Source organism: Deinococcus sp. Leaf326 (assembly GCF_001424185.1).
In the GTDB taxonomy this organism is placed as follows: Bacteria; Deinococcota; Deinococci; order Deinococcales; family Deinococcaceae; genus Deinococcus.
Genome location: NZ_LMOM01000001.1, coordinates 603,465 through 628,975, shown reverse-complemented (window position 1 = coordinate 628,975; position 25,511 = coordinate 603,465). Strand labels below are relative to the sequence as shown.

General features: G+C 69.9%; 22 protein-coding genes and 1 tRNA gene. 10 read left to right on the top strand and 13 right to left on the bottom strand.

Translation table 11 applies throughout. The features are described from left to right. Window positions 1-47 precede the first annotated feature (47 nt). On the top strand, window positions 48-296 hold the full coding sequence (gene rpsP / locus ASF71_RS03105) for a 30S ribosomal protein S16 (RefSeq protein WP_056294605.1): 249 nt from the start codon (window positions 48-50) through the stop codon (window positions 294-296). 79 nt (window positions 297-375) lie between these two features. Here rpsP and ASF71_RS03100 read toward each other — a convergent pair whose 3' ends face one another. Next, a complete protein-coding gene (locus ASF71_RS03100; protein WP_056294601.1) occupies window positions 376-1,155 on the bottom strand; it encodes a hypothetical protein in 780 nt (259 codons plus the stop codon). Next, window positions 1,156-1,785, bottom strand: coding sequence for a molybdenum cofactor biosynthesis protein B (locus ASF71_RS03095; protein WP_056294597.1), 630 nt, complete (start codon window positions 1,783-1,785; stop codon window positions 1,156-1,158). It abuts the gene before it with no gap. Between the two features lie 192 nt (window positions 1,786-1,977). Here ASF71_RS03095 and ASF71_RS03090 point away from each other — a divergent pair. After that, window positions 1,978-2,054: transfer RNA gene (locus ASF71_RS03090), tRNA-Met, on the top strand. A gap of 94 nt (window positions 2,055-2,148) precedes the next feature. Here ASF71_RS03090 and ASF71_RS03085 read toward each other — a convergent pair. The 3 genes from ASF71_RS03085 to ASF71_RS03075 form a co-directional block, all read right to left on the bottom strand. Next, a complete protein-coding gene (locus tag ASF71_RS03085; RefSeq protein ID WP_056294595.1) occupies window positions 2,149-2,985 on the bottom strand; it encodes a 3-hydroxyacyl-CoA dehydrogenase family protein in 837 nt (278 codons plus the stop codon). 332 nt (window positions 2,986-3,317) lie between these two features. Continuing rightward, complete coding sequence (locus ASF71_RS03080; RefSeq protein ID WP_056294592.1) at window positions 3,318-3,644, bottom strand: YciI family protein; 327 nt, start codon at window positions 3,642-3,644, stop codon at window positions 3,318-3,320. Window positions 3,645-3,648: 4 nt separating this feature from the next. Then, the gene (locus ASF71_RS03075) at window positions 3,649-4,830 is read right to left on the bottom strand and encodes a thiolase family protein (RefSeq protein ID WP_056294590.1); all 1,182 of its coding nucleotides are present in this window, start codon (window positions 4,828-4,830) and stop codon (window positions 3,649-3,651) included. A gap of 90 nt (window positions 4,831-4,920) precedes the next feature. On the opposite strand from ASF71_RS03075, the gene ASF71_RS03070 reads away from it, so the two are divergent. Continuing rightward, window positions 4,921-5,424: a DUF456 domain-containing protein gene (locus ASF71_RS03070; protein WP_056294587.1), complete on the top strand. Its 504-nt coding sequence runs from the start codon at window positions 4,921-4,923 to the stop codon at window positions 5,422-5,424. A gap of 74 nt (window positions 5,425-5,498) precedes the next feature. Here the strand turns inward: ASF71_RS03070 and ASF71_RS03065 are convergent, their stop codons facing one another. The 3 genes from ASF71_RS03065 to ASF71_RS03055 form a co-directional block, all read right to left on the bottom strand. After that, complete coding sequence (locus ASF71_RS03065; RefSeq protein WP_056294583.1) at window positions 5,499-6,221, bottom strand: DUF4388 domain-containing protein; 723 nt, start codon at window positions 6,219-6,221, stop codon at window positions 5,499-5,501. A gap of 182 nt (window positions 6,222-6,403) precedes the next feature. Then, window positions 6,404-7,798, bottom strand: a complete 1,395-nt coding sequence (locus tag ASF71_RS03060) for an NAD(P)H-hydrate dehydratase (protein WP_235514116.1) — start codon at window positions 7,796-7,798, stop codon at window positions 6,404-6,406. A 132-nt stretch (window positions 7,799-7,930) separates the two neighbouring features. After that, entirely contained in the window at window positions 7,931-8,824 is an 894-nt protein-coding gene (locus ASF71_RS03055) for a tetratricopeptide repeat protein (protein WP_056294580.1), read from the bottom strand. A 95-nt stretch (window positions 8,825-8,919) separates the two neighbouring features. On the opposite strand from ASF71_RS03055, the gene rsmA reads away from it, so the two are divergent. From rsmA to ASF71_RS03040, 3 genes are all read left to right on the top strand, one after another. After that, the gene (rsmA, locus tag ASF71_RS03050) at window positions 8,920-9,786 is read left to right on the top strand and encodes a 16S rRNA (adenine(1518)-N(6)/adenine(1519)-N(6))-dimethyltransferase RsmA (protein ID WP_056294578.1); all 867 of its coding nucleotides are present in this window, start codon (window positions 8,920-8,922) and stop codon (window positions 9,784-9,786) included. Window positions 9,787-9,883: 97 nt separating this feature from the next. Next, on the top strand, window positions 9,884-10,816 hold the full coding sequence (locus ASF71_RS03045; RefSeq protein WP_056294576.1) for a carbohydrate kinase family protein: 933 nt from the start codon (window positions 9,884-9,886) through the stop codon (window positions 10,814-10,816). A gap of 196 nt (window positions 10,817-11,012) precedes the next feature. Beyond that, complete coding sequence (locus ASF71_RS03040; protein WP_082505467.1) at window positions 11,013-12,560, top strand: gamma-glutamyltransferase family protein; 1,548 nt, start codon at window positions 11,013-11,015, stop codon at window positions 12,558-12,560. Between the two features lie 48 nt (window positions 12,561-12,608). On the opposite strand, the gene ASF71_RS24465 is transcribed toward ASF71_RS03040, so the two are convergent. Next, window positions 12,609-14,417: an N-acetylmuramoyl-L-alanine amidase gene (locus ASF71_RS24465; RefSeq protein ID WP_056294571.1), complete on the bottom strand. Its 1,809-nt coding sequence runs from the start codon at window positions 14,415-14,417 to the stop codon at window positions 12,609-12,611. A 212-nt stretch (window positions 14,418-14,629) separates the two neighbouring features. Between ASF71_RS24465 and secA the strand changes: the two genes are divergently transcribed. Together secA and ASF71_RS03025 are read left to right on the top strand one after the other, a co-directional pair. Then, entirely contained in the window at window positions 14,630-17,239 is a 2,610-nt protein-coding gene (gene secA, locus ASF71_RS03030) for a preprotein translocase subunit SecA (RefSeq protein ID WP_056294568.1), read from the top strand. Between the two features lie 383 nt (window positions 17,240-17,622). Continuing rightward, the gene (locus ASF71_RS03025; protein ID WP_056294563.1) at window positions 17,623-18,843 is read left to right on the top strand and encodes a cysteine desulfurase-like protein; all 1,221 of its coding nucleotides are present in this window, start codon (window positions 17,623-17,625) and stop codon (window positions 18,841-18,843) included. A 7-nt stretch (window positions 18,844-18,850) separates the two neighbouring features. On the opposite strand, the gene ASF71_RS03020 is transcribed toward ASF71_RS03025, so the two are convergent. After that, window positions 18,851-19,339 (bottom strand): hypothetical protein, encoded by a 489-nt coding sequence (locus ASF71_RS03020; RefSeq protein WP_156372560.1) that lies wholly within the window; start codon window positions 19,337-19,339, stop codon window positions 18,851-18,853. An 80-nt stretch (window positions 19,340-19,419) separates the two neighbouring features. After that, complete coding sequence (gene ychF / locus ASF71_RS03015; RefSeq protein WP_056294556.1) at window positions 19,420-20,520, bottom strand: redox-regulated ATPase YchF; 1,101 nt, start codon at window positions 20,518-20,520, stop codon at window positions 19,420-19,422. Between the two features lie 96 nt (window positions 20,521-20,616). Here ychF and ASF71_RS03010 point away from each other — a divergent pair, with 96 nt between their 5' ends. Further along, window positions 20,617-21,162, top strand: coding sequence for a biliverdin-producing heme oxygenase (locus tag ASF71_RS03010; RefSeq protein ID WP_235514098.1), 546 nt, complete (start codon window positions 20,617-20,619; stop codon window positions 21,160-21,162). 18 nt (window positions 21,163-21,180) lie between these two features. Here the strand turns inward: ASF71_RS03010 and ASF71_RS03005 are convergent, their stop codons facing one another. Together ASF71_RS03005 and ASF71_RS03000 are read right to left on the bottom strand one after the other, a co-directional pair. After that, on the bottom strand, window positions 21,181-23,379 hold the full coding sequence (locus tag ASF71_RS03005; RefSeq protein WP_156372559.1) for a bifunctional diguanylate cyclase/phosphodiesterase: 2,199 nt from the start codon (window positions 23,377-23,379) through the stop codon (window positions 21,181-21,183). Between the two features lie 356 nt (window positions 23,380-23,735). After that, window positions 23,736-24,074, bottom strand: a complete 339-nt coding sequence (locus tag ASF71_RS03000) for a hypothetical protein (protein ID WP_056294547.1) — start codon at window positions 24,072-24,074, stop codon at window positions 23,736-23,738. 126 nt (window positions 24,075-24,200) lie between these two features. Here ASF71_RS03000 and ispG point away from each other — a divergent pair, with 126 nt between their 5' ends. Then, the gene (gene ispG / locus ASF71_RS02995) at window positions 24,201-25,430 is read left to right on the top strand and encodes a flavodoxin-dependent (E)-4-hydroxy-3-methylbut-2-enyl-diphosphate synthase (RefSeq protein WP_056294543.1); all 1,230 of its coding nucleotides are present in this window, start codon (window positions 24,201-24,203) and stop codon (window positions 25,428-25,430) included. Window positions 25,431-25,511 lie beyond the last annotated feature (81 nt).

The following is a 25,511-nucleotide window of genomic DNA, read 5'->3' as shown; positions in this document are numbered from 1 at the left end:
TACTGCGGAGACAGTACCCTCAAAATTCAACCCCCGAGGTTTTCCACATGGTCAAGATTCGCCTGTCCCGTTTCGGTTCCGCCCACAACCCCCACTACCGCATCGTCGTGACCGACTCGCGCCGTCCCCGTGACGGCGGCTATATCGAGAATCTGGGTCACTACGATCCCCGCAAGACCAGCGAGAACCACGTCAAGGTCAACGCGGAACGCGCCGACTACTGGATTTCGCAGGGCGCCCAACCCACGGCGACCGCCAAGCGCGTGCTGAAGTCGCAGGGCATCAAGTTCGCCTGAGCGGACCCCCAACGACATGAGAAGGAGGCCCCTGCGGGCCTCTTTTTTTGTTGCTGGAGATGTCTGTAAGCCCAGCAGGCTAGTTCAGCACCCGTGTGCCCTGAGCCTGCACCGGCGTCCAGTCGGCGCGGAACAGCAGGGTCTCCTGCGGGCGGCGCACCGGGACGTACCACACCCGCACACCGCCCTCGTGGTGGGCCAGGGGCAGGAAGGCGCTCTGACCGGCGCGCAGGGTGTTGAGGGGCTGGCCCTGCGGGTCTCGCACGAGCAGCCAGCCGTTCACGCTGCGCGGCGACCAGCCCGCGAGCCGCAGCGGGGCGCGCGACACGTTGCGGATCTGCGCGCCGCTGGGGGTCAGGGTGACACTCAGATCGGGCCACTCGGGCACGCGGCTGCGGCCCCAGCGGGTCTGGAACCCCAGCTCGGTGAGTGTGGCGCGGGGATAGGCGGCGCTGGCGATCAGGCCGGCCAGCCCGCTGAGCAGCAGCAGGAGTCCGGCGATCAGAGGGAGGGTCTGGCCCGCGCCCGTATTCAGGGCCGACCACCCCAGCGCGAGGCCCAGCAGGGCAGCGATCAGCGGCCAGGTCCAGCCGGGACGGGTACGGGCGCGGCGGTAGGCGAGGGGCCAGAATTCGGCGAGGAGCAGCAGCCCCGCCCCCACACCGAACAGGGGGGGAACGTCGAGGACCGGTGCGAGCAGCACGCAGAGCAGCCCTGGAACGGTCCACCAGGCCACGCCGGGGCGAAAGCCCTGCCGCGCCTCGCGGCTTACGCGCCCCAGCCAGTAGGCCACGAGCAGCAGCAGGCTCAGTCCGAATAGGCCCGAGACTCCGGGCAGCAGGGGAGTCAGGGGGGCCATCTACTCCTCCTGCCGGGCCAGCTGCGCGCCGGCCGTATTCGCGTGGCGGCCCAGCTGGCCCGGACGCGGCGCGGCGGCGCCCGGCTGCCCCTGGCGGGCGACCTCGAAGACGAGGTGACCGAGCTGATCGCGCAGCAGGCCCTCCCAGGCAGTCTGCACGGCGTTCAGGCTGCCGGGCAGCGCGAACAGCAGCGCGCCCCGCGTCAGCCCTCCCAGCGCCCGCGACAGCATGGCTGCGCCCCCCACCTGCGCGTAGGAAAGCATCCGGAACAGCTCGCCGAAGCCCGGTATGGGCTTGACGATCAGCGACTCGACGACCGGAATAGTCACGTCGCGCCCGGCGATGCCCGTACCGCCGCTGGTGATGACGATGTCGCAGCCCTGCATGAGCCGCACGAGCGCCGAGCGGATCTCGACCGCATCGTCGCGCACGATGATATGCCCGGTAACCTCGTGCCCAGCCGCGAGCAGTTGCGCGCGCAGGTACCCGCCGCTGGTATCGGTCTCGGGCGTGCGCGTGTCGCTGATTGTCACCACGGCTGCCCGGACCCGGCCCGGCGCCGCCGCCTGATGCTGCGGCGTGGCCGTTGAGGGGGTAATGGTCGAGGGGGGGCCGGCGGGGTCGCTCATGTGCAGTGTTATACGGCCTGCACCCCGCTCCTGACTGCGGCCCTTCTCCGGAAGGCGGGGGCCATTCCCGGGTGGTCCCTGCCCCTCTCCCGGCAGCGCTTGACAAATTCGCTCTCCCGACCTATTCTCTTTGAGCGCGAAAGAAAGCCTCCGGGCGGACGCAAGCGCAAGAGAAAAGAAGTACCAGAGTAACGCAGGGTAGAGCAGTCTGGTAGCTCGTCGGGCTCATAACCCGGAGGTCGCAGGTTCAAATCCTGTCCCTGCAACCAAAGAAACTCCCGTCCAAGTGGCGGGAGTTATTTTTTGTCGTTAGACCGGGGGCCTGGGCCTTCCCAGCTGGGAAGGCCCAGGCCCCGCTCCGTATTAGTAGGTGTAGAAGCCCTGCCCGCTCTTACGGCCCAGCAGCCCGGCCTGCACCATCTTTCGCAGCAGGGGCGAGGGACGGTACTTGTCGTCGCCCAGCCCCCCATGCAGCACCTCCATGATCGCCAGGCAGGTATCCAGACCGATGAAGTCGGCCAGGGTCAGCGGCCCCATCGGGTGGTTCATGCCCAGCTTCATGATGCCGTCAATGGCTTCCGGCTCGGCCACGCCCTCCATCACGCACTGGATGGCCTCGTTGAGCATCGGCATCAGGATGCGGTTGGACACGAAGCCGGGGAAGTCGTTGCAGGACAGCGGCGTCTTGCCCATCTTCTCGGCCGTCTCGGTGACGACGCGGGCCGTCTCGTCGCTTGTCCGGTGGCCCCGGATGACCTCGACCAAGGCCATGAGGGGCACTGGATTCATGAAGTGCATCCCGATGAACTGTTCCGGGCGGCCTGAAGCGGTCGCCAGCGCCGTGATGGGAATGGAACTGGTATTGCTCGCCAAGATGCCGGAGGGCTTGACCACGCTGCCCAGTTGCCGGAACAACTCGGCCTTGACCGCCTCGTTCTCGACGATGGCCTCGACCACGAGGTCGCAGTCGGCAAAGGCCGCGAGGTCGGTGGTGAAGGTGATGCGGCCCAGCACCGTTTCCGGCGTATCGCTCAGGCGCCCCTTGTCGTGCAACTTGGTGAGGCTCTTTTCGATGACGGCGCGGCCGCGGTCCAGAAAGGCCTGCTGTTGGTCGTGGACGACCACCGTAAATCCACTCTGCGCGGCGACCTGCGCGATGCCGCCGCCCATCTGTCCTGCGCCGATGACTCCGAAGTTCATAGAGACTCCTTGTGCTTGACCAGCTGATAATTGCATTCCCGGAAAACGGGAGAGTAGAAGGGACGAACAGGCAGAGCTCTGGCGGGGCGAGGTCGCAGAGAGGCCGGGGCGGCGCCCTGCCCGGGCCTCTAGCTGTCCCTGAGCGGTAGCGGTAGGCGGTGCTCAGACCCCTGGGACGGGCGCCGAAAGCCCTGCGCTGTGCCCGAGTCAGTGCGGCGGGACTGGGAAGGAGGGGGTACGGGGGTCCTCGGCCTGCTTTCAGACGCGGTCATCCAGCCCGTCGCCCAGCGGCTGGTGCTCCTATAGACCAGAAGCGGTCATCACGACCACCTCTACTCCACCAGCGGCACGCCGTCCAGCTCGATGCCCTTGCCGCGCTTGACGGGCGTGAACGCCGTGTAGCGGTACTCGGACAGGCCTTCCTGCACGAACGGGTCGTCCGCGAAGATCGCTTCCAGCTCGGCCTGGCTCCCCGCGCGCGCCAGCAGCACGCCGCCGGTGCCGTCCACCTTGCGCCCGGAGGTCAGGAAGACGCCCGAGACGTAGTGCTGGTCGAGCCACGCCCGGTGCCGGGGCGTCACGGCGCTCAGGGCGTCGCCGGACTTGAGGTAGGTGCTCTCGATGATCCACAGGGTCGGGGCGGTCTCGTGTTGCGTCATGCCCTCAGCCTACCCGCCGCACGGCCAGCGCCAGGCCATTGCCCCCGCCCATGCACAGGGTCGCCACGCCCAGTTCCTTGTCCTGCTGCTTGAGCGCGTGCAGCAGCGTGACCAGAATGCGCGCTCCGCTCGCGCCGATGGGGTGCCCCAGCGCGACCGCGCCGCCGTTGACGTTCACCCGCGCCGGGTCCAGGCCGAGTTCGCGGCTCACGGCGAGGCTCTGCACGCTGAAGGCCTCGTTCAGCTCCCACAGGTCCACGTCGTCCACCCCCCAGCCGAGCTTCTGCATCAGTTTCTGGGTGGCGGGCACGGGGGTCATCATGACCCACTCGGGGGCCAGCCCGCCGGTCGCGTAGTCCACGATCTCGGCCAGCACTTTCAGGCCGTGGGCCCGGGCGGCGTCCTCGCTCATGACGAGCAGTGAGGCGGCCCCGTCGTTCAGGCCCGGCGCGTTGCCGGCCGTGACCGAGCCCTCCGGCTTGAAGGCGGGCTTCAGGCGGCCCAGGGTCTCGGCGCTGGTATCGCTGCGCGGTCCCTCGTCGGCGTCCATCACTGTGTCGCCCTTGCGGCCCCTGACGGTCACGGGCACGATCTCGTCCGCGAAGCGCCCGGCCCCCTGCGCCTCGACCGCGCGGCGGTGGCTCTCGGTGGCGTAGGCGTCCTGCTCCGCGCGCCCGATGGCGTACTTTTCGGCCACGCGCTCACCGGTCAGGCCCATGCCCTCGTCATTGATGGAGCACCACAGGCCGTCCTGGGTGTTGGCGTCGAGCACCTGCGCGTGCCCCAGGCGGTAGCCCTTGCGGGCCTGGGGCAGCAGGTGAGGCGCGTTGCTCATGGACTCCATACCGCCGGCCAGCACCGCCGACTGGTCGCCCGCGCGGATGCTCTGAGCCGCCAGCATGACCGCCTTGAGGCCACTGCCGCACACCTTGTTGATGGTCAGCGCCCCGACCTCATGGGATAATCCTGCCCGCAGCGCCGCCTGCCGCGCCGGGTTCTGGCCGCAGCCCGCCTGCACGACCTGGCCCATGATGACTTCCTCGACGACCCCCGCCTCCAGACCGCTGCGGCGCAGGGTCTCGGCCAGGGTCAGGCGGCCCAACTCGACGGCGCTCACACTTTCGAGCGCCCCCAGAAACTTGCCGGTCGGCGTGCGCGACGCCGCCACGATGACTGCTTTTTGCATGGGGTCAGCTTAGCGCGAGCTGCCTAACGAGCGTTTGTTCTGGCCGGACATGGGAACGTTGCCGCGCCGGGGGGCGTATCCGGGGGCGATATGTCACTTCCCTTTCTCGTGTTTCTGGTCGCCTGGCTCATCGGGATGGTGGGCACCTTCGTGCCGGCGCTGCCTGCCACCGTCATCATCTTCGCGGGTACGGTCGCGGCCACGCTTCTCGACGGCTTTCAGGTGTGGCCGGACCTGCCCTTCCTGCTTACCTTCGCAGTCCTCACGGTCCTGATCTCCCTGGTGGACAACGTCGCCTCGGCCTGGGGCGCGCGCAAGTACGGCGGCAGCAAGCAGGCCATCTGGGGCGCGCTCATCGGCGGACTGGTGGGCATCTTCATTCCCTTCGGTCTGATCGTGGGGCCGCTGGCCGGCGCGCTCATCGCCGAGCTGTTCGTGGTCCGTAAGCCGCTGACCGGGGCCCTGCGCGCCGCCTGGGGCACCCTGGTGGGCCTGCTGACCGGCATTGCGGCCAAGCTGGTGCTGCACCTCATGATCGGGGTCTACGAGCTGTGGCGCCTGTGGGACCCGGCGCGCAGCGTGTTCGGCGCCTGAGCCGGGGCAGTCAGCTTTGAAGGGGGGCGGCGCCGGGTGGGGCGTCCGCCCCTTTCCGCGCAGGTTCCGCGTCCCTAGGCGGGCTTCTGGAGCTGGCTGCCGAGCTGCTCCTCCCAGACGAGGTCCCGCATGACCCAGCCGCTGCCGGAAAACCGCAGGCCGCGCCGGATGGCCCCCAGCAGGTAGCGCCGCACCTCGCCCACCCCGAGGCCGCTGCGGCGCGCGATCTCGCCGAGGTTGCGCTGGCCGTCCAGAAAGGCCGAGATGGGGTGCTTGCCGTGGGCGGGGCTGGGCTTGAGGACCAGGGCGAACCAGGCGTAGTCGTCGGTCGCCTCCAAGCGGCCCGCCTGCGTGGCCTGCGCGACCTCGGCTGCCACGTCGATGAGGGGACGATTCGAGCGCCGGGCGGCGGCGCGCACGCTACGGCCCTCACCCTCCGAGAACAGCGGCAGCTCGCCCCGGAAGACCCGGCTGGGGCTGCCCACGGTGCGGGAGACCCGCGCCCACTCGTCGCTGACCCGGGCCCACTCGCTCAGCAGCGGGCCGTAGGCCTGGAGGGGCCGCCCGGCGATGCTGCGCGACTCGAACTCGAAGTCGCCCCCCTGCGGCGAGAGGGGACAGGTTTGCAGCGCTTCGAGCCCCAGCCAGTCGAGAACCCCGCCCGCCACGACCTCGCCCTGCGAGAAGGTGACGGTGTAAGGCAGCTCGCCGCCCACGCTGAGAACGCCGGTCTGGCGGGATTCGTGAACCAGCTCCAGCAGGCCCAGCAGGGGAAGGTCGGAGAGGAGGCCGCGCATGTGTTCCGACAGTGTACCGGTTCAGTTATGACTTCAAGTCCGAACCTGTGGGGGGAAGCGGCTGGCAGTCGGGGGCAGCCACCGGGTGCAACCCTGGCATCTGCTCGCCGGTTCACTGAGCCGGCGAGAGACAGAGAAGAGATAAGGTGCCGTTTCCGGGCACGCCGGGCCGCCCGCCCGGCTCAGCGGTGGGCGCTCAGGTCCAGCCACGCCGCGCCGAGCTGCGCGCCCACGTCGCTGGCGCTCAGGCCGTAGCCGTGCGCTGCGCCGGCGAGCTGGCCCGCGCGGGCGTGCAGCGTAACCCCCGCGAGCGCCGCCTCGGCCGCGCCCAGACCCTGGCCCAGGAGGGCTGCGATCACGCCCGAAAGCGTGTCGCCCATGCCCGCGCTCGCCATGCCGGGGTGACCGGCGCGCGCGACCTGTACGCCGCCCGCGTGGGCGACCACGCTCGGCCCACCCTTGAGGACCACTACGCCGCCGTACTGCTCTTGCAGCGCCCGCGCCGCCGCGATGGGGTCGCGGGTGATCTCGGGCGTCCGGGTACCCAGCAGCCGCGCGGCCTCGCCGGGATGTGGGGTCCACACGCAGGCGCCGTGGCCCGCTCCGGCCAGTTCGGGCTGGAGGGCGTCGGCGTCGAGCACGGTGGGGATGTGCCAGCCCAGAACCACTCGCGCCAGCGCCGGGGCGTCCGGACCCAGGCCCATGCCCAGGGCGACGGCGTCCGGGCGGTCGTCCGGGCCGGTCTGCTCCAGAACCCCGGCGAGGTCGTCGTGGCGGCGCACCATCAGTTCGGGCATGACCAGGGGAACCTCGGCCGCGCTGTGGACCGTCACGAGGCCCGCTCCGGCCCGCAGCGCTCCCATGCCGGCCAGGGCGGGCGCGCCGACCGTACCGGGGTGCCCGCCGACTATCCACACGCGCCCGGCCGTACCCTTGTGGGCGTCGGCGGCGCGCACCGGCAGCAGGGCAGCGACCTCGGCGTCGCTGGGGCGGGTCGCTTCGGCCCTCTCCAGCGCCCAGCCGGGGGGCAGCCTTATGCTGTCGAGGTGGACCCGCCCCGCCAGATGCGCCGCCGGGCCGAACAGCAGGGCGGTCTTCCAGCCGCCCAGGGCAACGGTATGGTCGGCGCGCAGCGGCTCACCGCTGATCTCGGCCGTCTCGGCGTCTAGGCCCGAGGGCAGGTCGATGGCGGCCACCGGCCGCCCGGCGGCGTTCACGGCTGCGATCACACCGGCCAGCGCGGGGCGCAGTGGGGGCCGGAAGCCGGTGCCCAGCAGCCCATCTACGACGACAGCCGCGCCCTCCAGTGACCGGCGCAGCGCGGCGAGGCCAGCGGACGAGGCGCCCAGCGGCGCGGTCCTGATTCCGGCGGCGAGAAGGCGGCGGCGGTTCCTGCGGGTCAGGGGGTGCCGGGCGCTCAGGCCGCGTACCTCCACCTCGCGGCCCAGGGCGTGCAGGTGCCGGGCGGCCACGTAGGCGTCGCCGCCGTTGGCTCCACTGCCGGCCAGGAGCAGCACGCGGCCCGCCGGGTACGCGGCGTGGACGGTGTCGGCCACCGCGCGCCCCGCTTCCTCCATCGCCAGTTCGAGGAGGCCCGCGCGCTCCAGCCGTGCGTCGAGCGCCCGCACGCCCGACGGGGTCAGGACCGGGTCCACGTGCTCCTGTGGGGGGCTGGAGCATGGCCCAGCGAGCTGAGGTCGCCGCGCAACCTAACCCCCCCGGCTGAACAGCAGCAGAGCGGCGATAAGGACCACGGCCCCGATGAGGACCACGCGCACCAGCCGCAGCTTCGGGCTGGCCCGGAACTGTTCACGCAGTTCCTCGCGGCCCTCCTGCTGGCTGCGGCGCACGCCCAGGCGCTGGGCCTTGCGGATGGACCCCACCGATTCGTACACCTTGCCCTGGCGCCGCAGCGCCACCCCGAGGTTGTGGTGCGCGCCGTCGTAGTCGGGCGCGAGCTTGAGCACCTCGCGGTACTCGGTCTCGGCCTGCTGGGGGTCACCGGCCTCCAGCGCGAGGTTGCCCAGATTCATGCGTGCGCGGTAGTGGCCGGCGTCCACCCGCAGCGCCTCCTCGAAGCAGCTCCGCGCGGCCCCCGCCTCGGTGCGCAGGGCATGGAGCACGCCCAGGACGTTCAGCGCCTCGGCGCGGGTCAGCGGATGCGCCTCGGCGGGGGCGAGGCAGGTCTGCAGGCCCGCCGGATCGCGCTCGGCCGCGCCCTGCTCCAATGCCGCCAGACCCCGGCGAAGCACCTCGGGTTCGGCCAGCGTTCTCAGCAGCGCCGCCTCACCCTGCGACTGCGTCTGGGTGTCCTCCAGGCCCCCCGCGTAGGCGTCCAGGGCCCGCCGGGCGGCGGAGTAGCGCCGCGCACGGACATCTTCCTGAAAGGCGTTCAGGGAGGTCAGGGCGGCGACCAGGGCGGCGGGCGCGAAGCTCAGGGTGGCGGCGGCCTGCGCGCGGCGCCACTCGCCGCTGCGCGCGAAGGGTTTCCAGTCGGGCTGGGTGGGGTTGGCCGGGGCGCCGGGCGTCGGCGCGCCAGGGGCCGTCTCCGGTTCGGGCCGTTCCAGGTCCAGCACGGAACCCTGACGGGCGGGATCGCTCATGGCGGCAGTATACTGACGCGCCCGCTGCCGGCTCTGGCCGCAGCGTCACCTTCGCCGCGTGCCTGTCCACTCGCCGCCGCGCCTGGAGCCTCACTTTGACTGACCTATCTGCCGCGCCCACCCCCACCGACCCGTCCGTACCGCCGCTGTACTCGCCCGTGCGGGTGCGCGAACTGCTCACCCGCCACGGCCTGCGCCCGACCAAGAGCCTCGGCCAGAATTTCCTGATCGACGGCAACATCCTGCGCGCCATCGCGGCGGCGGGGGGCGCGGCGCCCGGCGTGAATGTACTGGAGGTCGGCCCTGGGCTGGGCGTCCTGACCCGCGAGATCGCTTCGAGGGGCGCGCAGGTCACGGCGCTGGAGAAAGACGAGCGGCTGCGCGCCGTGCTGGCCGAGACCCTCGGCGACACGGACGCGGCGGTCGTGTGGGGCGACGCGCTGGATTTCGACTACGCCTCGCTGCCGGCCGGCACCCGCGTTATCGCCAACCTGCCGTACTACATCACGGGGCCGCTGCTCTCACGCTTCATGGCCGCGCCCGGCATCGTCAGCGCGACGGTCCTCGTGCAGAAAGAGGTGGCCCACCGCCTAGCCGCCCGGCCAGGAGGCGACAATTACGGCTTCCTGAGCGCCCTGGCCGCCCTGTACGGCACGGTGACGCTCGTGCGGGACGTGCCCAAGGGCGCCTTCCTGCCCGCGCCCGACGTGACGAGCAGTGTCGTGCGGCTCGATTTCGACCGCGAGCGGCCGCAGCCCGACCCGGCGCTGATCTCGTTCGTAGATGCCGCGCTGCACCACCGCCGCAAGACGCTGCGCAACAACCTGCGCCTCATCGGCCACGTGGGCGAGTCCATTGACGCCGCGCTGGAGGCAGCCGGTCTGCGGCCCGACGTGCGCGCCGAGGACGTGTCCCTGGCCGACCTGGAAGGTGTTGCCCGGCAGCTGAACGTGATACGGTAAAACTGCATTCCAAATGCAAAGCGCCTCCGGCCTGGAAGCGTTCTCAAGTCTTCGGCTCAGGGGGCCGGCTCCTTCCCACGCCCCGGAGGTTATTCCCGTGAAGTTCTACGTCATTGGCGACGTGACCGTTGATCATCTGTACTACCTCGACGCCCTGCCCGAACCCGGCGCGGAAGTCGTTCCCCGCCGCGCGAGCATGCAGCCGGGCGGCGCCGGCGGCACCATCAGCGTGACGCTGGCCCGTCTGGGCCACACCGTGACGCTGGCTGCGCGTGTGGGCGACGACCCCTTTGCCGAGTACGCCCTGGCCCAGGTGCGCGAGAGCGGCGTCTCCGAAAGCGCGGTCCAGCGCGACCCCGACGTGCTGACGAGTACCATCACCGTTCTCCAGACCCCCGGCGGCGAGCGCGCCATGATCAGTGACGGCGCGACCAACCGTCTGCTGGACCCGGCCAAACTGAAAAAGCGCGACATCGAGACGGCCGACGCCCTGATCGTCAGCGGTTACAGCCTGACCGAGGGGCCGCAGCGCGAATACGCCCTGAAGGCCATCGAGATCGCCAAGGCCGCCAAGAAGAAGGTGCCAGTGTTCATCGACCTGGGTACGGGCGCCGTGAACAAGGTCGGCACCAAGCTCGTGCAGGACGTGATCGGGGCCGACTACCTCACCCTGAACCAGCACGAACTGCTGGCCCTGACCGGCACCACCAGCCTCAGCGCGGCGCTGGCGCAACTCGGCCGCGCGGGCGCGCAGCAGGTGGCCGTCAAGGTCGGCAAGATGGGCAGCGTCGTATGGTCGCCCGAGGAGACCGAACTGGTCGATTCGGTCATCCCTGAAAAGCCGGTCGTGGACAGCACCGGGGCGGGCGACACCTTCACGGCAGCCTTCGCCCACGCGGTCCTGAACGGCGCGCCGCTGCCCCGCGCCGCCCGCGCGGCGAACGCGGCGGGCGCCCTGGCCGCCACGACCGTCGGCGCCCAGAGCCGCGAGATCACGGCCGCCGACCTGGAACGGGCACTCGGCCGCTGAGGCGAGCTGACCCGCGCGCCCCGGCTTCGGCTGGGACGCCTCGTTTTGGGCCGGGGCCGGCGCCTGAACTGGGCTGCCGGCACGCCGCAGGCCAGCTTTCGCACACCCTCCTCGCGCCCCGCGGCTTACCCTGTCCCCCGTGACCTTCCAACCTGAATATCCAACCGTGCGCCGCCCGATCTACGCGCGCCGGGGCATGGTGGCGACCGGGCAACCTCTCGCGGCGCAGGCGGGCCTGAGCGTGCTGGAGGCGGGCGGCAACGCCGTGGACGCGGCCATCGCCACGGCGGCGGCCCTGACAGTTGTCGAACCGACCAGCAACGGCATCGGCGGCGACCTGTTCGCCCTCGTGTGGGCCGGCGGCGAGCTTCACGGCCTGAACGCCAGCGGCGCGGCCCCGGCGGCCCTGAGCCTGGACGCCTTGCAGGAGCGCCACGGCGGCGAGATGCCCCGCCACGGCTGGACTCCGGTGACGGTGCCGGGCGCGGTGCGCGGCTGGGCCGACCTGCACGGGCGGTTCGGGCGGCTGGACTTCGCGCAGGTCCTCGCCCCGGCCATCCGCCTCGCGCGGGAGGGCTACCCGCTCTCGCCCGTGCTGGCGGCGGGCTGGGCGCGGGCCACACGCATCTACAGTGGGCTGGAGCTGCCAATCATGGAGGAATGGTTCCGCGTCTTTGCCCCGGACGGCTTCACGCCCCGGCCCGGCGCCCTGTGGCGCAGCGAGGCCCACGCCCGAACGCTGGAACACATCGCCGCAAGTGGAGGAGAGGCCTTCTATACCGGCGACCTCGCCGCGCAGGTAGACGCCCACGCGCGGGCGACGGGCGGACTGCTGCGCGCCTCCGACCTCGCCGCCCACGCCTCTGAGTGGGTCACGCCGATCTGGGCCGAGTACGGCGGCCACCGCGTCTACGAGATTCCACCGAACGGGCAGGGCATCGCCGCATTGGTGGCGCTGAACGTGCTGGACGCGGGCGAGCTGCCACCCCTGCGTGACGACCCGGCGGGCCTGCACCTCCAGATTGAGGCGATGAAGCGCGGCTTTCACGACGCGCACCGCTATGTGGGCGACCCCCGCCACGCCCCGGTGGATGTGGAAAGAATGCTGTCGCGCGCCAACGCGCAGGCCCACCGCGCGCACCTGGGCGCCGAGGCCCACGACCCTGCCACCACGGCGCCGAGTACCGGGGGCACCGTGTACCTGGCGACCGCCGACGGCGAGGGCGGCATGGTCAGCCTGATCCAGAGCAACTACATGGGCTTCGGCAGCGGCGTGGTCGTGCCGGGGACGGGCATCGCGCTGCACAACCGGGGCCACAACTTCAATCTCGACGCCGGGCATCCCAACGTCCTGGCGCCGGGCAAACGGCCCTACCACACCATCATTCCCGGCTTTTTGGGCCGCGCCGACGGCACGCCGGTCGGGCCGTTCGGGGTCATGGGGGGCTTCATGCAGCCGCAGGGACATCTGCAGGTCGTCCTGAACACGGTGCACTACGGCATGAACCCGCAGCAGGCCCTCGACGCCCCGCGCTGGCAGTGGCTCGCGGGCCGCCGCGTGGAGGTCGAGCCCGGACTGGGCGCGCCGGTCGCCCGGGCGCTCGCCGCCCGGGGGCACGAGGTCAGTGTGCAGCTCGACCCCGGCAGCTTCGGCCGGGGCCAGATGATCCGCCGCGACCCCGAGACGGGCGTGCTGGAAGGCGGTACCGAGAGCCGCACGGACGGCCATATCGCGGTGTGGTGAGCGCAGGGAGGACCGGGGTAGCGTGAACTGCCCGGCCCTCCCCACAGTTCAGCGTCCGGTCGCCGCGCCGCGGTAAAAGCGCTCGATGCCCTGCGCGATGGCCTGGGCAAAGCGCTCACGGCCTGCGCCGCTCATGAGTTGCCGGAGGTTGCCCTTGTCGGTCAGGTAGGCCGTCTCGACGAGCACGCTCAGTTGTGTGGTCGGCCGCGTCAGGGCGAGGTTCTGATAATGCACGCCGTCGTTGCCGATGTCTGGAAGCTTCTCGACCAGGCTGCCCTGCAGGGCGTCGGCCAGCGCGCGGGCTTGCGGCTGGTAGTAGTACACGCCGCTGCCGCGCCGGGTAGCCGGGTCCACGCCGTCCGGCAGCGCGTTGGCGTGGATGCTCACCAGCAGCTCGGCATTCTTCTCCTCGGCCAGCAGGGGCCGGTTGTAGATGGGCACCGTCACGTCGGTTTCGCGGGTCAGGATGACGGCCGCGCCCTTTTCCCTTAGCAGCTCGGCCACCCGCAGCGCGATGGGCAGGGTCATTCCCTTCTCGGGCACCCGCAGCGGCCCCGCGCCCCCGAGTTCGTCGCCGCCGTGGCCGGGGTCGATGACCACCGTGCGCCCCCGCAGCGGCTGCCGGTCGTCCACGGCCGGGGCCTGCCGCACGCGCAGCACGAGCGTATTGCCCTCGTAGGTGGCGTCGTAGCCCCAGGGCCGGCCCACGAGGTCCACGTGAACCCGCGCCACGCCGTCGGCGTCCTGGGTCCAGCGCACGTCCCGGACGGCCGGGTCCGGAAAGGCCGAGACGATATAATCCACGTCCGCGACGCTATGAAAGAGGCGCAGGTCAAGGCTGGCCGAACCGCCCGGCGCGGCGTTCTGCTCGACTGTGAAAGGCACCTTCTGCGGCAGGCCGATCCGGACCTCGCTGTGGTCGCCGGAGCGCTTCACGTCGATGTTGGTGGACACCGCGCGGGGCAGTGGCGTGCCCTCCGGCAGCAGGGTCAGCGTGGTTTTGGGGGCGTTGAGGGTCAGCGTGCCGCTCGCCTGTACCACGAAGGTGTTGCCGTCCTCGCCCACCACGACCGTCCGCGCTCCCGTGCGGGGGTAGACCACGTAGTTGCGCCCCGCGCCGTTGCGCCACACGGAGGTGCCCGCCTGCACGCCGCGTCCCGGAATGGCCGCTGTGACCTCCGCCACACGCGGGCCGGTGCCGGTCACGCTCAGCCTGCCCGCGCTGCTGGCTGTGGCCGTACTGCCGTCCGGAGCCGTGAGGGTGTACGTGACCGGCGCGGCGGCCAGGCGCTCGGGCAGCAGGAAGGTGCCCTCGTAGCGTCCCGGCGCGGTCTCGGCCATCGGGAAGGGGCCGAGGTCGCCCACCCGGAAGCTCGCCTGAGCGCCCGGCGTACCGCTGAAGGCCAGGGGGACCGCGCGCGCCTCGGGCGTCTGGGGCAGCAGGTAGGCCACCCGGTCGGCGGTGGGCAGCGCGCCCCCAGGGACGATCTGGGCCGCGCCGCTCAGGGCGGTGGGCGGGGTGCTCGTGACCTTCAACTCGCGCGCGCTCGTCACGCCGGCCAGAGTGCTCTCCAGCCGCAGCACGTTTTCGCCGCGGGTCAGCGGCACCCACTCAATGAACAGGCCGTCGGCGCCCACCTCCACCGCGCGCCCGCCGATGCTCAGGGTCGCGCCAGGCTTCACGCTGCCCTCCAGCAGCACGTGGTCGAAGGCGACCGCGTAGGTCGCGGGCGGGTAGGCCACATAGATCGCCTCGTCACTGACAGGGGCCGGGGTGAACACGGAGACGGGGGACGCCGTCTGGGCCAGCGCCGGGGCGGGCGCGAGCAGCAGGGCGGTGAGGAGCAGTCGCTTCATGGTGGGGCCTCCTGGGTGGGCGAGGTGCGGGCACGGCGCGCACGCTGCCCGGCACGGCGCAGATGGGGATGGGCCGCAGTGTATCCGCCGCGCTGCCTACGCCTGCTGGATTCCGGCCCTACGGCTTGAGTCGGGCGCACTCAACTTGATTGTGCGCGCCCGGCTGAGCTTGCCAGACGCCTGTCATGGACGCGCGGTATACTCGGGCCCATATGTTCCGTGTGCTGAATCAGATGTTCGACAACAACAAGCGTGATGTCGAGCGCATCGTCAAGACGGTGGTGCAGCCCGTCAACGCGCTCGAAGAGGAGATGAAGGCGGTGTCCGACCTCGCCGCCGCCTTCATGGACCTGCGCCGCCGCGTCATGGAAGGCGGCGAGACGCTCGACGACGTGATCGTGCCGGCCTTTGCCCTGATCCGCGAGGCGGGGCGGCGCTCCATCGGCAAGCGGCACTACGACGTGCAGCTCATCGGCGGCACGGCGCTGCACCAGGGCCGTATCGCGGAGATGCGCACGGGCGAGGGCAAGACGCTGGTCGCCACGCTGGCGCTGGCCCTCAATGCTCTGGAGGGCAAGGGCTGCCACCTCGTGACGGTCAACGACTACCTCGCCCGCGTCGGGATGGAGGAGATGAGCCTGCTGTACCGCACCCTGGGCCTCACGGTGGGCTTGGCGAGCCGCGAGCTCCAGCCGCACGAGAAGCAGGCCGCCTACGCCTGTGACATCACCTACGTCACCAACTCGGAGCTGGGCTTCGACTACCTGCGTGACAACATGGCCCAGAGCCGCGAGGCGCTCGTGCTGCGCGCCGACACCCCGCTGAACTTCGCCATCGTGGATGAGGTGGACAGCATCCTGATCGACGAGGCCCGTACCCCGCTCATCATCTCGGGCGCGGCCGAGAAGGCCACCGACCTCTACTACGTGTACGCCAAGCTCATCCGCCGCCTCCAGAAGGGCGAAGCGGCCGAACCCGGCAAGCGGACCGAGGCGACCGGTGACTACACCATCGACGAGAAGGGCAAGCAGGTTCATCTCAACGAGTCGGGTATCAGCAAGATCGAGCGTCTGCTCTCGCTGCCCGACCTCTACAGCCCCGAGAACATGGACAAGGCGCACATGATCACCCAGGCGATCCGTGCGCGCGAGTTGTACCAGCGCGAGAAGGATTACATCGTCAACAAAGAGGGCGAGGTCATTATCATCGACGAGTTCACGGGCCGCTCAATGCCGGGCCGCCGCTACGGTGAGGGGCTGCACCAGGCCATCGAAGCCAAGGAAGGCGTCAAGATCGAGAACGAGAACCAGACGCTCGCCACCATCACCTACCAGAACTTCTTCCGTTTGTACGGCAAGTTCTCGGGCATGACCGGCACGGCCAAGACCGAGGAGAAGGAATTCCTCGACATCTACGGCAGCGACGTGCTCGTCATCCCGACCAACAAGGCGATTTTGCGCAAGGACGGCGAGGACCTCGTGTACCGCTCGCGCCTGGGCAAGTACAACGCCGTGGTGAACGAGGTCGCCGAAATCCACGCGACCGGGCGGCCCATCCTCATCGGCACGGCCAGCATCGACACGAGCGAGCAGCTCAGCGAGCTGCTCACGCAGGCGGGCATCCAGCACTCGGTCCTGAACGCCAAGTTCGAGGCCCAGGAAGCGAGCATCGTCGCGCAGGCGGGCCGGTCGGGGACCGTGACCATCGCCACCAACATGGCCGGCCGCGGGACCGACATCATGCTGGGCGGCAACGCCGAGTACATCATCGGCGAGAGCATCCAGACGCAGCTCGGCCTGAGCCGGTACGACGAGGTGGTCGAGAACTTCATCAAGGCGGTCAGCCGTCAGGACCCCGAGGCCGAGGCGCTGGGCCTGCAGATTCCGGGTGTGACGGCCGAGTTCGTCCAGCAGGCGCTGGCGCTGCAGGCGGCCACCGTCGAGGACCGCCAGCGGGTCCGTGACCTGGGCGGGCTGCACATCGTGGGGACCGAGCGCCACGAGTCGCGCCGGATCGACAACCAGTTGCGCGGCCGCGCGGGCCGTCAGGGCGATCCCGGCAGCAGCCGGTTCTACGTGTCGTTCGAGGACGACCTCATGCGCCTGTTCGCCAACGAGCGGGTGGTCGGCATGATGGACCGCCTGGGCATGGACGACTCGCAGCCCATTGAGGCCAAGATGGTCACGGGAGCCATCGAGCGGGCGCAGGCGCGTGTCGAGGACCGCAACTTCAGCACGCGCAAGCAACTGCTGGAGTTCGACAACGTCATGAGCAAGCAGCGCGACACCGTGTACGCTCAGCGCCGCGAGGTACTGCTCGGGCCGGACGCCGACGTCGAGGAGTCGACCGAGGGCATGATCGCGGATTTCGTGGATCTCCAGCTCTCGACGCACGCCCCCGCCGACCAGAGCCCCGACACCTGGGATATCGAGGCGTTGCAGACGGCCATGCTCGACGCCATCCCGCAGCTCGAGGGCTACGATTTCGAGTCGCTGCGCGGTGTGTCGCCGGCCGAGCTGCAGGACCGGATGCTCGCGGCAGTGGCCGACGTGTTCGACGCCCGCCGGGACGAGCTCAGCCCCACCATGCTCAACAGCCTGGCGCGCTACGTGCTGCTGCAGACCGTGGATCAGCACTGGAAGGAGCACCTGCACGGTATGGACGTGCTCCGGCAGGGCATCGGTCTGCGCGGCTACGGCCAGCGCGATCCCTTTACCGAGTACAAGTTCGAGGCCACGAACATGTTCAACGAGATGATCGACAATCTCAAGAGCGACGTGACCAAGTTCATCTTCCGGATGCAGTTCGGCCAGACCGGCTGAGCCATGGACCTGGAGCGCCGGACGATCTCCCTGTGTGGGATCGTCCGGCGCTTTACGTAGGCGGGGCCGCCGCGCCGCAGATGCGGTCACGCGCCCGGCGGTGGATGCTCACAATGAGGCCATGAAGCGCGACCTCTACACCCTGTTGCTGTATATCGTCGCGGCGGCCTTTCTGAGCACCATCGTCTGGTGGGCGACGCATCTGGCCCAGCTGCCGGGTTTTTAGCCGTCGCCGACGCGAATTACAAACGAAAACAGGCCGCCTGAGCGACCTTGATAACGGGAAGTATAGCGCGGTATGCAGCCCGGATCAAGCCATGCATCCGTATCCCCAGGCCCGTCTGGCCGGACAGCTCGGGGCGGGTGTCCCGTATCCTGCGCGCATGACCGCTTCTGCTGCCGGCCCCACTGCCCAAACTCCACGCGACCTGTCCCTGCGCGAGCAGTTTCCGCCGCTCCTGACGGGCCGGGTGTATCTCGACAACGCGGCCGGTGGGCTGCTGCCCCGGAGCAGCATCGCGGCCGTGACGGACCACCTGACCCGTTACGGCGCGACCAACGCCCTGCCGGGGCACCAGCCGGGGCGCGAGATTCTGGCCCTCAAGGCGCGGGCGCGTGAAGCCACGGCCCTGTTTTTGAACGCCGGAGCGCCCGACGTGGCCATCGGTCCGAGCGCGACCGCCCTGGCCTTCCGGCTCGCGGCAGCCTTCGCGCGGCTGTGGGGACCGGGCGATGAGGTGATCGTCAGCGGCTTGGAACACGAGGCAAACGCCAGCCCGTGGCGTGAACTGGAACAGGTCGGCGTGACCGTCAAGGTCTGGCACGCCCGTCAGCCCGAGATGAGGCTCGCGGCGGACGACCTTGCTGCCCTGCTCTCTCCGCGCACGCGACTCGTGGCGGTCACGGCGGCGAGCAACGTGTTGGGCGTGGCCCCCGACATCACCGCCATCACGGCGCAGGTGCGCGCGGCGGGTGCGTGGACGGTCGTGGACGCCGTGCATGCCGCGCCTCACACCCTGCCGGACGTGCAGGCCTGGGGGGCGGACTTCGTGACCTTCAGCCCCTACAAGGTCTGGGGACCGCACCTGGGCGCGCTGTGGATCAGGCCCGAGCTGCGCGCCGGGCTGCCCTGGCCCCGGCTCAGCTTCGTGCCGGAGGGTGATATCACCGGTATCGAGTACGGCACGCCACAGTACGAGCTCCAGGCGGGATGGCTGGGCACGCTGGACTACCTGCGTGAGCTCGGCGGCGGCGAGACGTTGACCCGCGCCGCGCTGGAGCAGGCCTACGCCCGCATCGCGGCCCTGGAGGCGCCCGTGACCGAGCGGCTGCTCACCGGCCTTCAGGCGCTGGACCACGTCACGCTGTACGGCCCACAGACCCTGGAAGGCCGCTTCGGCACCTTCGCCTTCCGCCTGAGCGGCGAGACCCCCGAGCAGACCGCCGGGCGCCTGACCGAGGGGGGGGTGGACGTGGCGGCCGGGCACTTCTACGCCGTGCAGCCGCTGCGCGACCTGGGCGTGTACCCCGAGGGCGTGGTCCGGGCCAGCATCGCCCACTACACGACGCTGGAGGACACAGAGCGTTTGCTGGCGGCCCTCTGAACTCGGCTCAGGGGAAGATCACCCGGCTGGCCCGGTAGACCGTCCCCGTGCGTTTTCTGTCCATCGAGTGGTTGAGCGTGATGTCGCCGTCCATCACGCAGGACCATTCGTCCGGGCAGACGAAGGTATGCGCCGCGCCGTCCAGCGCCGTGAAGGTGCCGGTCGTGAAGCGGTCCACCGGAAAGATGTTCGCACGGGCGTAGCGTTCGCGCAGCGGCGAGGCCAGGAACTGTTCGAGGGTCAGGCCCCGGGCGCGTGCATAGGCCATGAAGGCCTCTGTGGTGTCGCCGTTGGTGGTCAGCACGCTGATGTCGCGGCCCAGCGTGCGCATCGTCGGTTGCAGGGCCTCACAGTCCGGCCCTATGTCCTGCACACACAGGTCCACATACTCGTGGGCGTCGGCCGGGATGTACCAGTCCAGGCTCTTCTGGAGGCAGGAGGTCAGCACGGCGCTGCCGAGGGCCAGGATTGCGAGGGCCGTTAGGGGAGGGCGCATGGCCCACTGTACGGCGGCCCGGCGCGGCGTGGGCACGAAAAAAGCCCGCCACAGTAGGCGGGCCTGTCTGACGGAGAGGCTCAGCTGTTGTGGAGCACGTTCATGATGTCGCCGTCCTTCATGACGTACTCCTTGCCTTCGGTGCGCACCCAGCCCTTGCTTTTGGCGGCGGCCCAGCCCCCGGCCTCGACCATCTTGTCCCACTCGATGACCTCGGCGCGGATGAAACCGCGTTCCAGGTCGCTGTGGATCTCGCCGGCGGCCTCGGGGGCCTTTTCGCCCTTGCGGATCGTCCAGGCGCGCACTTCCTTCTCGCCGCTGGTGATGAAGGTGATCAGGCCCAGCGTCTCGTAGCTCACCTTCACGAGCTGGTCGAGGCCGCTTTCCTGCACCCCGAGGTCGTGCAGGAACTCGCGGGCCTCGTCCTCGGGCATCTCGGCGAGTTCACCCTCGATCTGGGCGCTGATCTTCACGACCTGCGCTCCCTCGGCCGCCGCGAGGTCGCGCACCTTCCGCACGAACTCGTTGTCCTCCTGCAAGTCGCCCTCACCCACGTTGGCGACGTAGATCACCGGCTTGGTCGTGATCAGGCCAAATTCCTTAGGCACCGGTCCCTCGACCTGCGCGGCGCGCGCCGGCCGGCCCTCACCCAGCACGGCCACGATCTGCTCGGCGATCGCCGCCTGCTCGCGGGCGTCCTTGTCGCCGCTCTTGGCCTTCTTCTGGAGGTTCTGGAGGCGTTTTTCCAGGCCCGCGAGGTCGGCCAGGATGAGCTCGGTGTTGATCGTCTCGATGTCGTCCAGGGGGTCCACCTGACCGGCGACGTGCACCACGTTGGGGTCCTCGAAGCAGCGCACGACGTGGGCGATGGCGTCCACCTCGCGGATGTTCGCCAGGAACTGGTTGCCCAGGCCCTCGCCCTGCGAGGCGCCCTTGACCAGCCCGGCGATGTCCACGAACTCGACATAGGTCGGGATGATCGGCGGCACGCGCTCGCCCTTGGTAAAGACCTTGCTCAGCGCGCCCAGGCGCTCGTCGGGCACGGTCACGCGGCCCACATTGGGCTCGATGGTGGCGAAGGGATAGTTGGCGGCCAGCGCTCCGGCGCGGGTGATGGCGTTGAACAGCGTGCTTTTGCCGACATTCGGCAGCCCGACGATTCCGATGGCAAGACTACTCATGGGAAGCTCCTTTTCTGCGCCCGGCGGGGCGGCAACCCTTTCAGTCTACAGGCCGGCGGGCCGGACCGGGCGATGTGCTAGCGTCGGCGGGTGATCATGGCCCGGCTGAAACGCGAGACGCAGGCGCTGCACGGGGCCACCGAGGCGCGGATGCCGGTGATGGACCCGGCGCTGACCCGCGCGGCGTACGCCGGGTTGCTCGCCCAGATGTACGCGCTCATCTCGCCGCTCGAGACCCGGCTGCTGGCCCTGGGCCTGCCCGCGAGTCTCTCGCTGGAAGACCGCCTCAAAACTCCGGCGCTGCGCCGCGACCTGAGGGCGCTGGGGGTGGCCGTCCCTACGGAGCGTGCCGACTGGCTGCCCGGCGACGTGCCGGCGGGGCTGGGGTCCCTGTACGTCCTGGAGGGAGGTACGCTCGGCGGCCAAATCATCTCCCGGCACCTGGAGCCCCGCCTGGGCCTGGGAGCCGGGGCCGGCCTGGCCTACTTCTCGAGCTACGGTCTGCAGACCGGACCGATGTGGAAACGCTTTGCCGAGGCCATGACGCGGGAGGTCGGGCCCGAGGTGGGGGACGCCGTGGTGGAGGGCGCGCGGGAGACCTTCCTGGCCTTCGGGCGGGCGCTGGACACGCGGCCGGACTGACCACGGGACCGGCCCGCCTCACTCGGCCCGGTGCGCGGCCAGCCAGCCGATGAGGTGTTCGGGGGTCAGCGGACGCGAGAACAGGTAGCCCTGGCCGTAGTCGCAGCGCATCTGCCGCAGGGCGCCGAGCTGCTGCTCGGTCTCGACACCCTCGGCCACGACCTGCACGTTCAGCGTGTGCGCCATGTCCACGATGGAATGGACGATGGCCGGAAAGCGCGTGCCGATCACGAACGAGCGGTCGATCTTCAGGGCGCTCAGGGGCAGGTTCTGCATGTAACTCAGGGCCGAGTAGCCGGTGCCGAAGTCGTCGGCGGCCACCTGCATGCCCCGGCCCAGCAGCTCGCGCAGCACTGTGTCGGCGAGGCGGTGGTCGCGCATGAACAGCCCCTCGGTGATCTCGACCGTCAAGGCCGCCGCCGGGAAACCCTCCTCGTCGAGCACGTGTTCGATCTGTTCGGTCAGGCCGGCGTGGTCGAAGTGCAGCGGCGAGAAGTTCACGCTCAGGCGCCGCAGCTGTCCCCCCCGAATCAGGGGCCGGGTGAAGCGGCAGGCCTCGCGCAGCACCCACAGGTCGAGATCGGTGATCAGGCCGTGTTCCTCGGCGATGGAGATGAACTCTCCCGGCCCGATCAAGCCGTGAACCGGGTGCTGCCAGCGCACGAGCGCCTCGACGCTCTCGGTCGCGCCGGTCCCCAGGTTCAGGACCGGCTGGTAATGCACGGTCAGCTCGCCCCGCGCCGCCGCGTGCCGCAGGTCGTCGCGCAGCCGCAGCCGCAGCAGGTGCTGCTCGCGCATCCAGGGCCGGAATACCACGTTGCTGCCCCCGCGGCCCGACTTGGCTCCGGTCAGGGCGATGCCCGCCTCGCGCAGCAGGTGGCCGGCGTCCTGCTGGCCCTCGACGACCACGACGCCCAGTCCCGCGCTGATCTGCACGTCACGGTCGCCGACCAGAAAGGGCAGGGCGAGGGTGCTCTGCAACTGGTCGAGGCGTCCCTGCACCTGCGCCGCCGAGGGCACGCGCAGCAGCGCGGCGAACTCGTCGCCGCCCAGGCGCGCGAGGAGTTGCCCCGAACCCAGGGTCAGCCGCAGCCGCTGGGCCACCTGCGTGAGCAGGGCGTCGCCGCGCGCCTGTCCCAGGCGGTCGTTGATCCACTTGAAGCGGTCGAGATCGATGAGGGCCAGCACGAACACGTCTCCGTCACTTTCAGCATCCGGCATTTCAGGTGTGGGCAGCGGAGAGAGAAGGTCAAGCGTCGCCTGCACCTCCCGCAGAAAGGCGCCCCGGTTGAGCAGTCCGGTCAGGTCGTCGTACTCGGCGGCGTAGCGCAGGTGGTCGCTCAGGCGGTGCAGTTCCAGTGTGCGTTCCACTACCCGTTCCTCGAGCTGCCGGGCATACTGGGTGCTGAGCAGTTCCAGCGAGCGCCGCCGCGTCACGTCCTGAATGAACGTAACCGTGCCGCGCAGGTCGCCGTCCTGCCAGTAGGGGCTCAGGGTCAGGGCCACGCGTGCCGTGCGGCCCGCACGCTCCAGGCTCAGCTCGCTGCTGTGGGCGCGGCGGGTGCCCAGCACCTCGCGTTCCAGCTGGCGCAGCACCTCGCCCACAGCGCTGCCCAGTTCTGGGGCCTCTGCCAGCAGCTCGGGGGTGGTCCGCAGGGCGTGTGGGTTGTGCAACAGGACCTGGCCGCTGAGGTCGCGCAGCACGATACCCAGCACGTCCTGGGCCAGTACGGCCTGCAACTGGGCCTCACGCTTGGCCAGTTCCAGTTGCTCGCGTTTGTGCGCTGTCACGTTGCGCGCCATGCCGTACAGCCGCGGTTGCCCGGCCGGGGCATCGGGGTCCAGTGCACCGCCGATCTGAATCCAGTGGGCCGTTCCGGATGGGTAGTGCAGCTCCAGATCGAGGTCCAGCGGTGACGAGGTCCGCAGGCAGGCCATGATCGACCGGGTCAGTGTGCCCTGATCCGCCGTCGAGAAGAGCCCCACGAACTGTGCGCGCAGCGCGGGGTCCAGCGGGTCGGGGGGCAGGTGCCGGCGCGAGAGACCCAATACGCCGCTGCGCACGTCGAAGGTCCAGAATAGCAGTTCCTGGGCCGCGAGTGCTTGCTCGAGTCCGGGCACGCTGCCCAGGCCACGGCTCATGGCCGCCGGCCCGGCGCGGGGTGGACCCTGAGAGGTCCGGCGGGCAGCGCGGCAATAGGCGGCATACGCGGTCATGGCCTCCGGAAAGGGTGGACGAAGCAGCTCGGGTCTCCCCGGACGGATGGGCACGGAATGTTCAGAGAATGGTAACACCCGCCGGGCGGCTCTTTCCTCCAGCTTCGGGGGGGGCGCTAGGGGAGTACGGAGGGTGTAAAGACGCGCCCACTGGCACTCGAAGGCAGCTAGACCGTAGGAACCGACTCCGGGTCAACTGTGTCTGGAACGGGTTCAGGGCCGTCCGGAGGATGGGCTGAGGGCCAATCTGGACCGGTGTCACAGCCTTCCCGGTGAGGAGTGTCCGCCCTGTATGAACCGGACACTTTCGGGAAGGCCGACCCTTCCTGAAGGTGTCCGGTTGTACGCCGTCCAGATCAGTCCTTCTGTTCGACCTGCTTGTCGAGCTGCTCGACCTTCTTCTCGCTCCAGGTCCGGCCCTCGTCGCCGCCCCACAGCAACCAGGCAACGTAGCCGCGCGAGGGTTTCTCGTTCCCCTTACCGGTCTGGTCGAGGTTGTCGTGAGCGTGGCGTGGAAAGTAGGCGGCGACGTGACGCACGTCCTTCTCGCTCAGGTCGCCGCCCTTCGCCAGCGTCTCGGCCATGTGCTCGCCGACCTCGGTGCCGCCAAATCCGTACTCGTCGCGCAGCTTCAGGCCCTTTTCGGCATTGGCCTGCACGTTTTTGGGGATGGACAGGTCTACGTCTTTCGTCATGCCCGAGCCTCGCACCCCCGTGGGGGCGGCGGCTGTAGGCCCACCCGCCTTCTGAACGTCCCCTCAAGGCCGCGCCCGGAACCGATCACCCCATTTGCCCCGGCCGGGCGCGGGTAGACTGGGCACATGAGTGAGCGCCGCCACACCGTCACCGTGAACGTAGGGGGCGTGCCCATCGGCTCGGCGCACCCGGTCGTCGTGCAGTCGATGACCAACACCGATACCGCCGACGCCGAGGGCACGGCCATCCAGATCGCGCAGCTCGTGCGCGCGGGGTCCGAACTCGTGCGCGTGACCGTGAACACCCGCGAGGCCGCCGCCGCCATCCCCGAGATCGTCGCGCGGCTGGCCGAGGTAGGCCTCAGCGTGCCCATCGTCGGCGACTTCCATTACAACGGGCACATCCTGCTGCGCGAATTTCCGGAGACGGCGCGGCTGCTCGCCAAGTACCGCATCAACCCCGGCAACGTGGGGGCCGGGCAGCAGCACGACGTCAACTTCGCCACCATGATCGAGGTCGCCAAGGAGTTCGGCAAGCCGGTGCGCATCGGCGTGAACTGGGGCAGCCTCGACCAGCAGGTGCTCGCCCGCCTGATGGACGCCAACACCGCTCAGGGCAGCCCCAAATCGGGCACCGACGTGATGATCGACGCGATGGTCGTCTCGGCGCTCGAATCGGCCCGCTACGCCGAGGCCCTGGGACTGCCCCACGACCGGATCATCATCTCGGTCAAGGTGAGTTCCGCCCCTGAACTGTGGCAGGTGTACCGTCAGCTCGCGCCGCTGTGCGACTACCCGCTGCACCTGGGCCTCACCGAGGCGGGCATGGGCATGAAGGGCATGGTGGCGAGCAGTGTGGCCCTCACGCCCCTCTTGGTGGACGGCATCGGGGACACCATCCGCGTCTCGCTCACGCCCGAGCCCGGCGCCAGCCGCAAGCTGGAGGTCGAGGTCGCCCAGCAGATTCTCCAGAGCATCGGCCTGCGCCAGTTTCTGCCCCAGGTCACGAGCTGCCCCGGGTGCGGGCGCACCACCAGTACCTTCTTTCAGGCACTGGCCCAAAAGATTCAGGACTATATCCGCGACACGATGCCGGAATGGAAGGTGAAATACCCCGGTGTCGAGGAGATGCAGGTGGCCGTCATGGGCTGCGTCGTGAACGGCCCCGGCGAGAGCAAGCACGCCAACATCGGCATTTCGTTGCCCGGCACGGGCGAGGACCCGCGCGCCCCGGTCTATCAGGACGGCAAACTGCTCACCACCCTCAAGGGACCGCGGATCGCCGAGGACTTCCAGGAACTCATGGAGCGCTACGTCGAGGCGCGCTACGGGCAGGCCGAACCGGTCGGGTCGTAACGGACCGGGCAGGTCCCGTTCCAGGTCAGTGCATCGCTGCGTCGCAGCAGGTTGGCCGCCAGCCGGCCACGCCCCCTGACC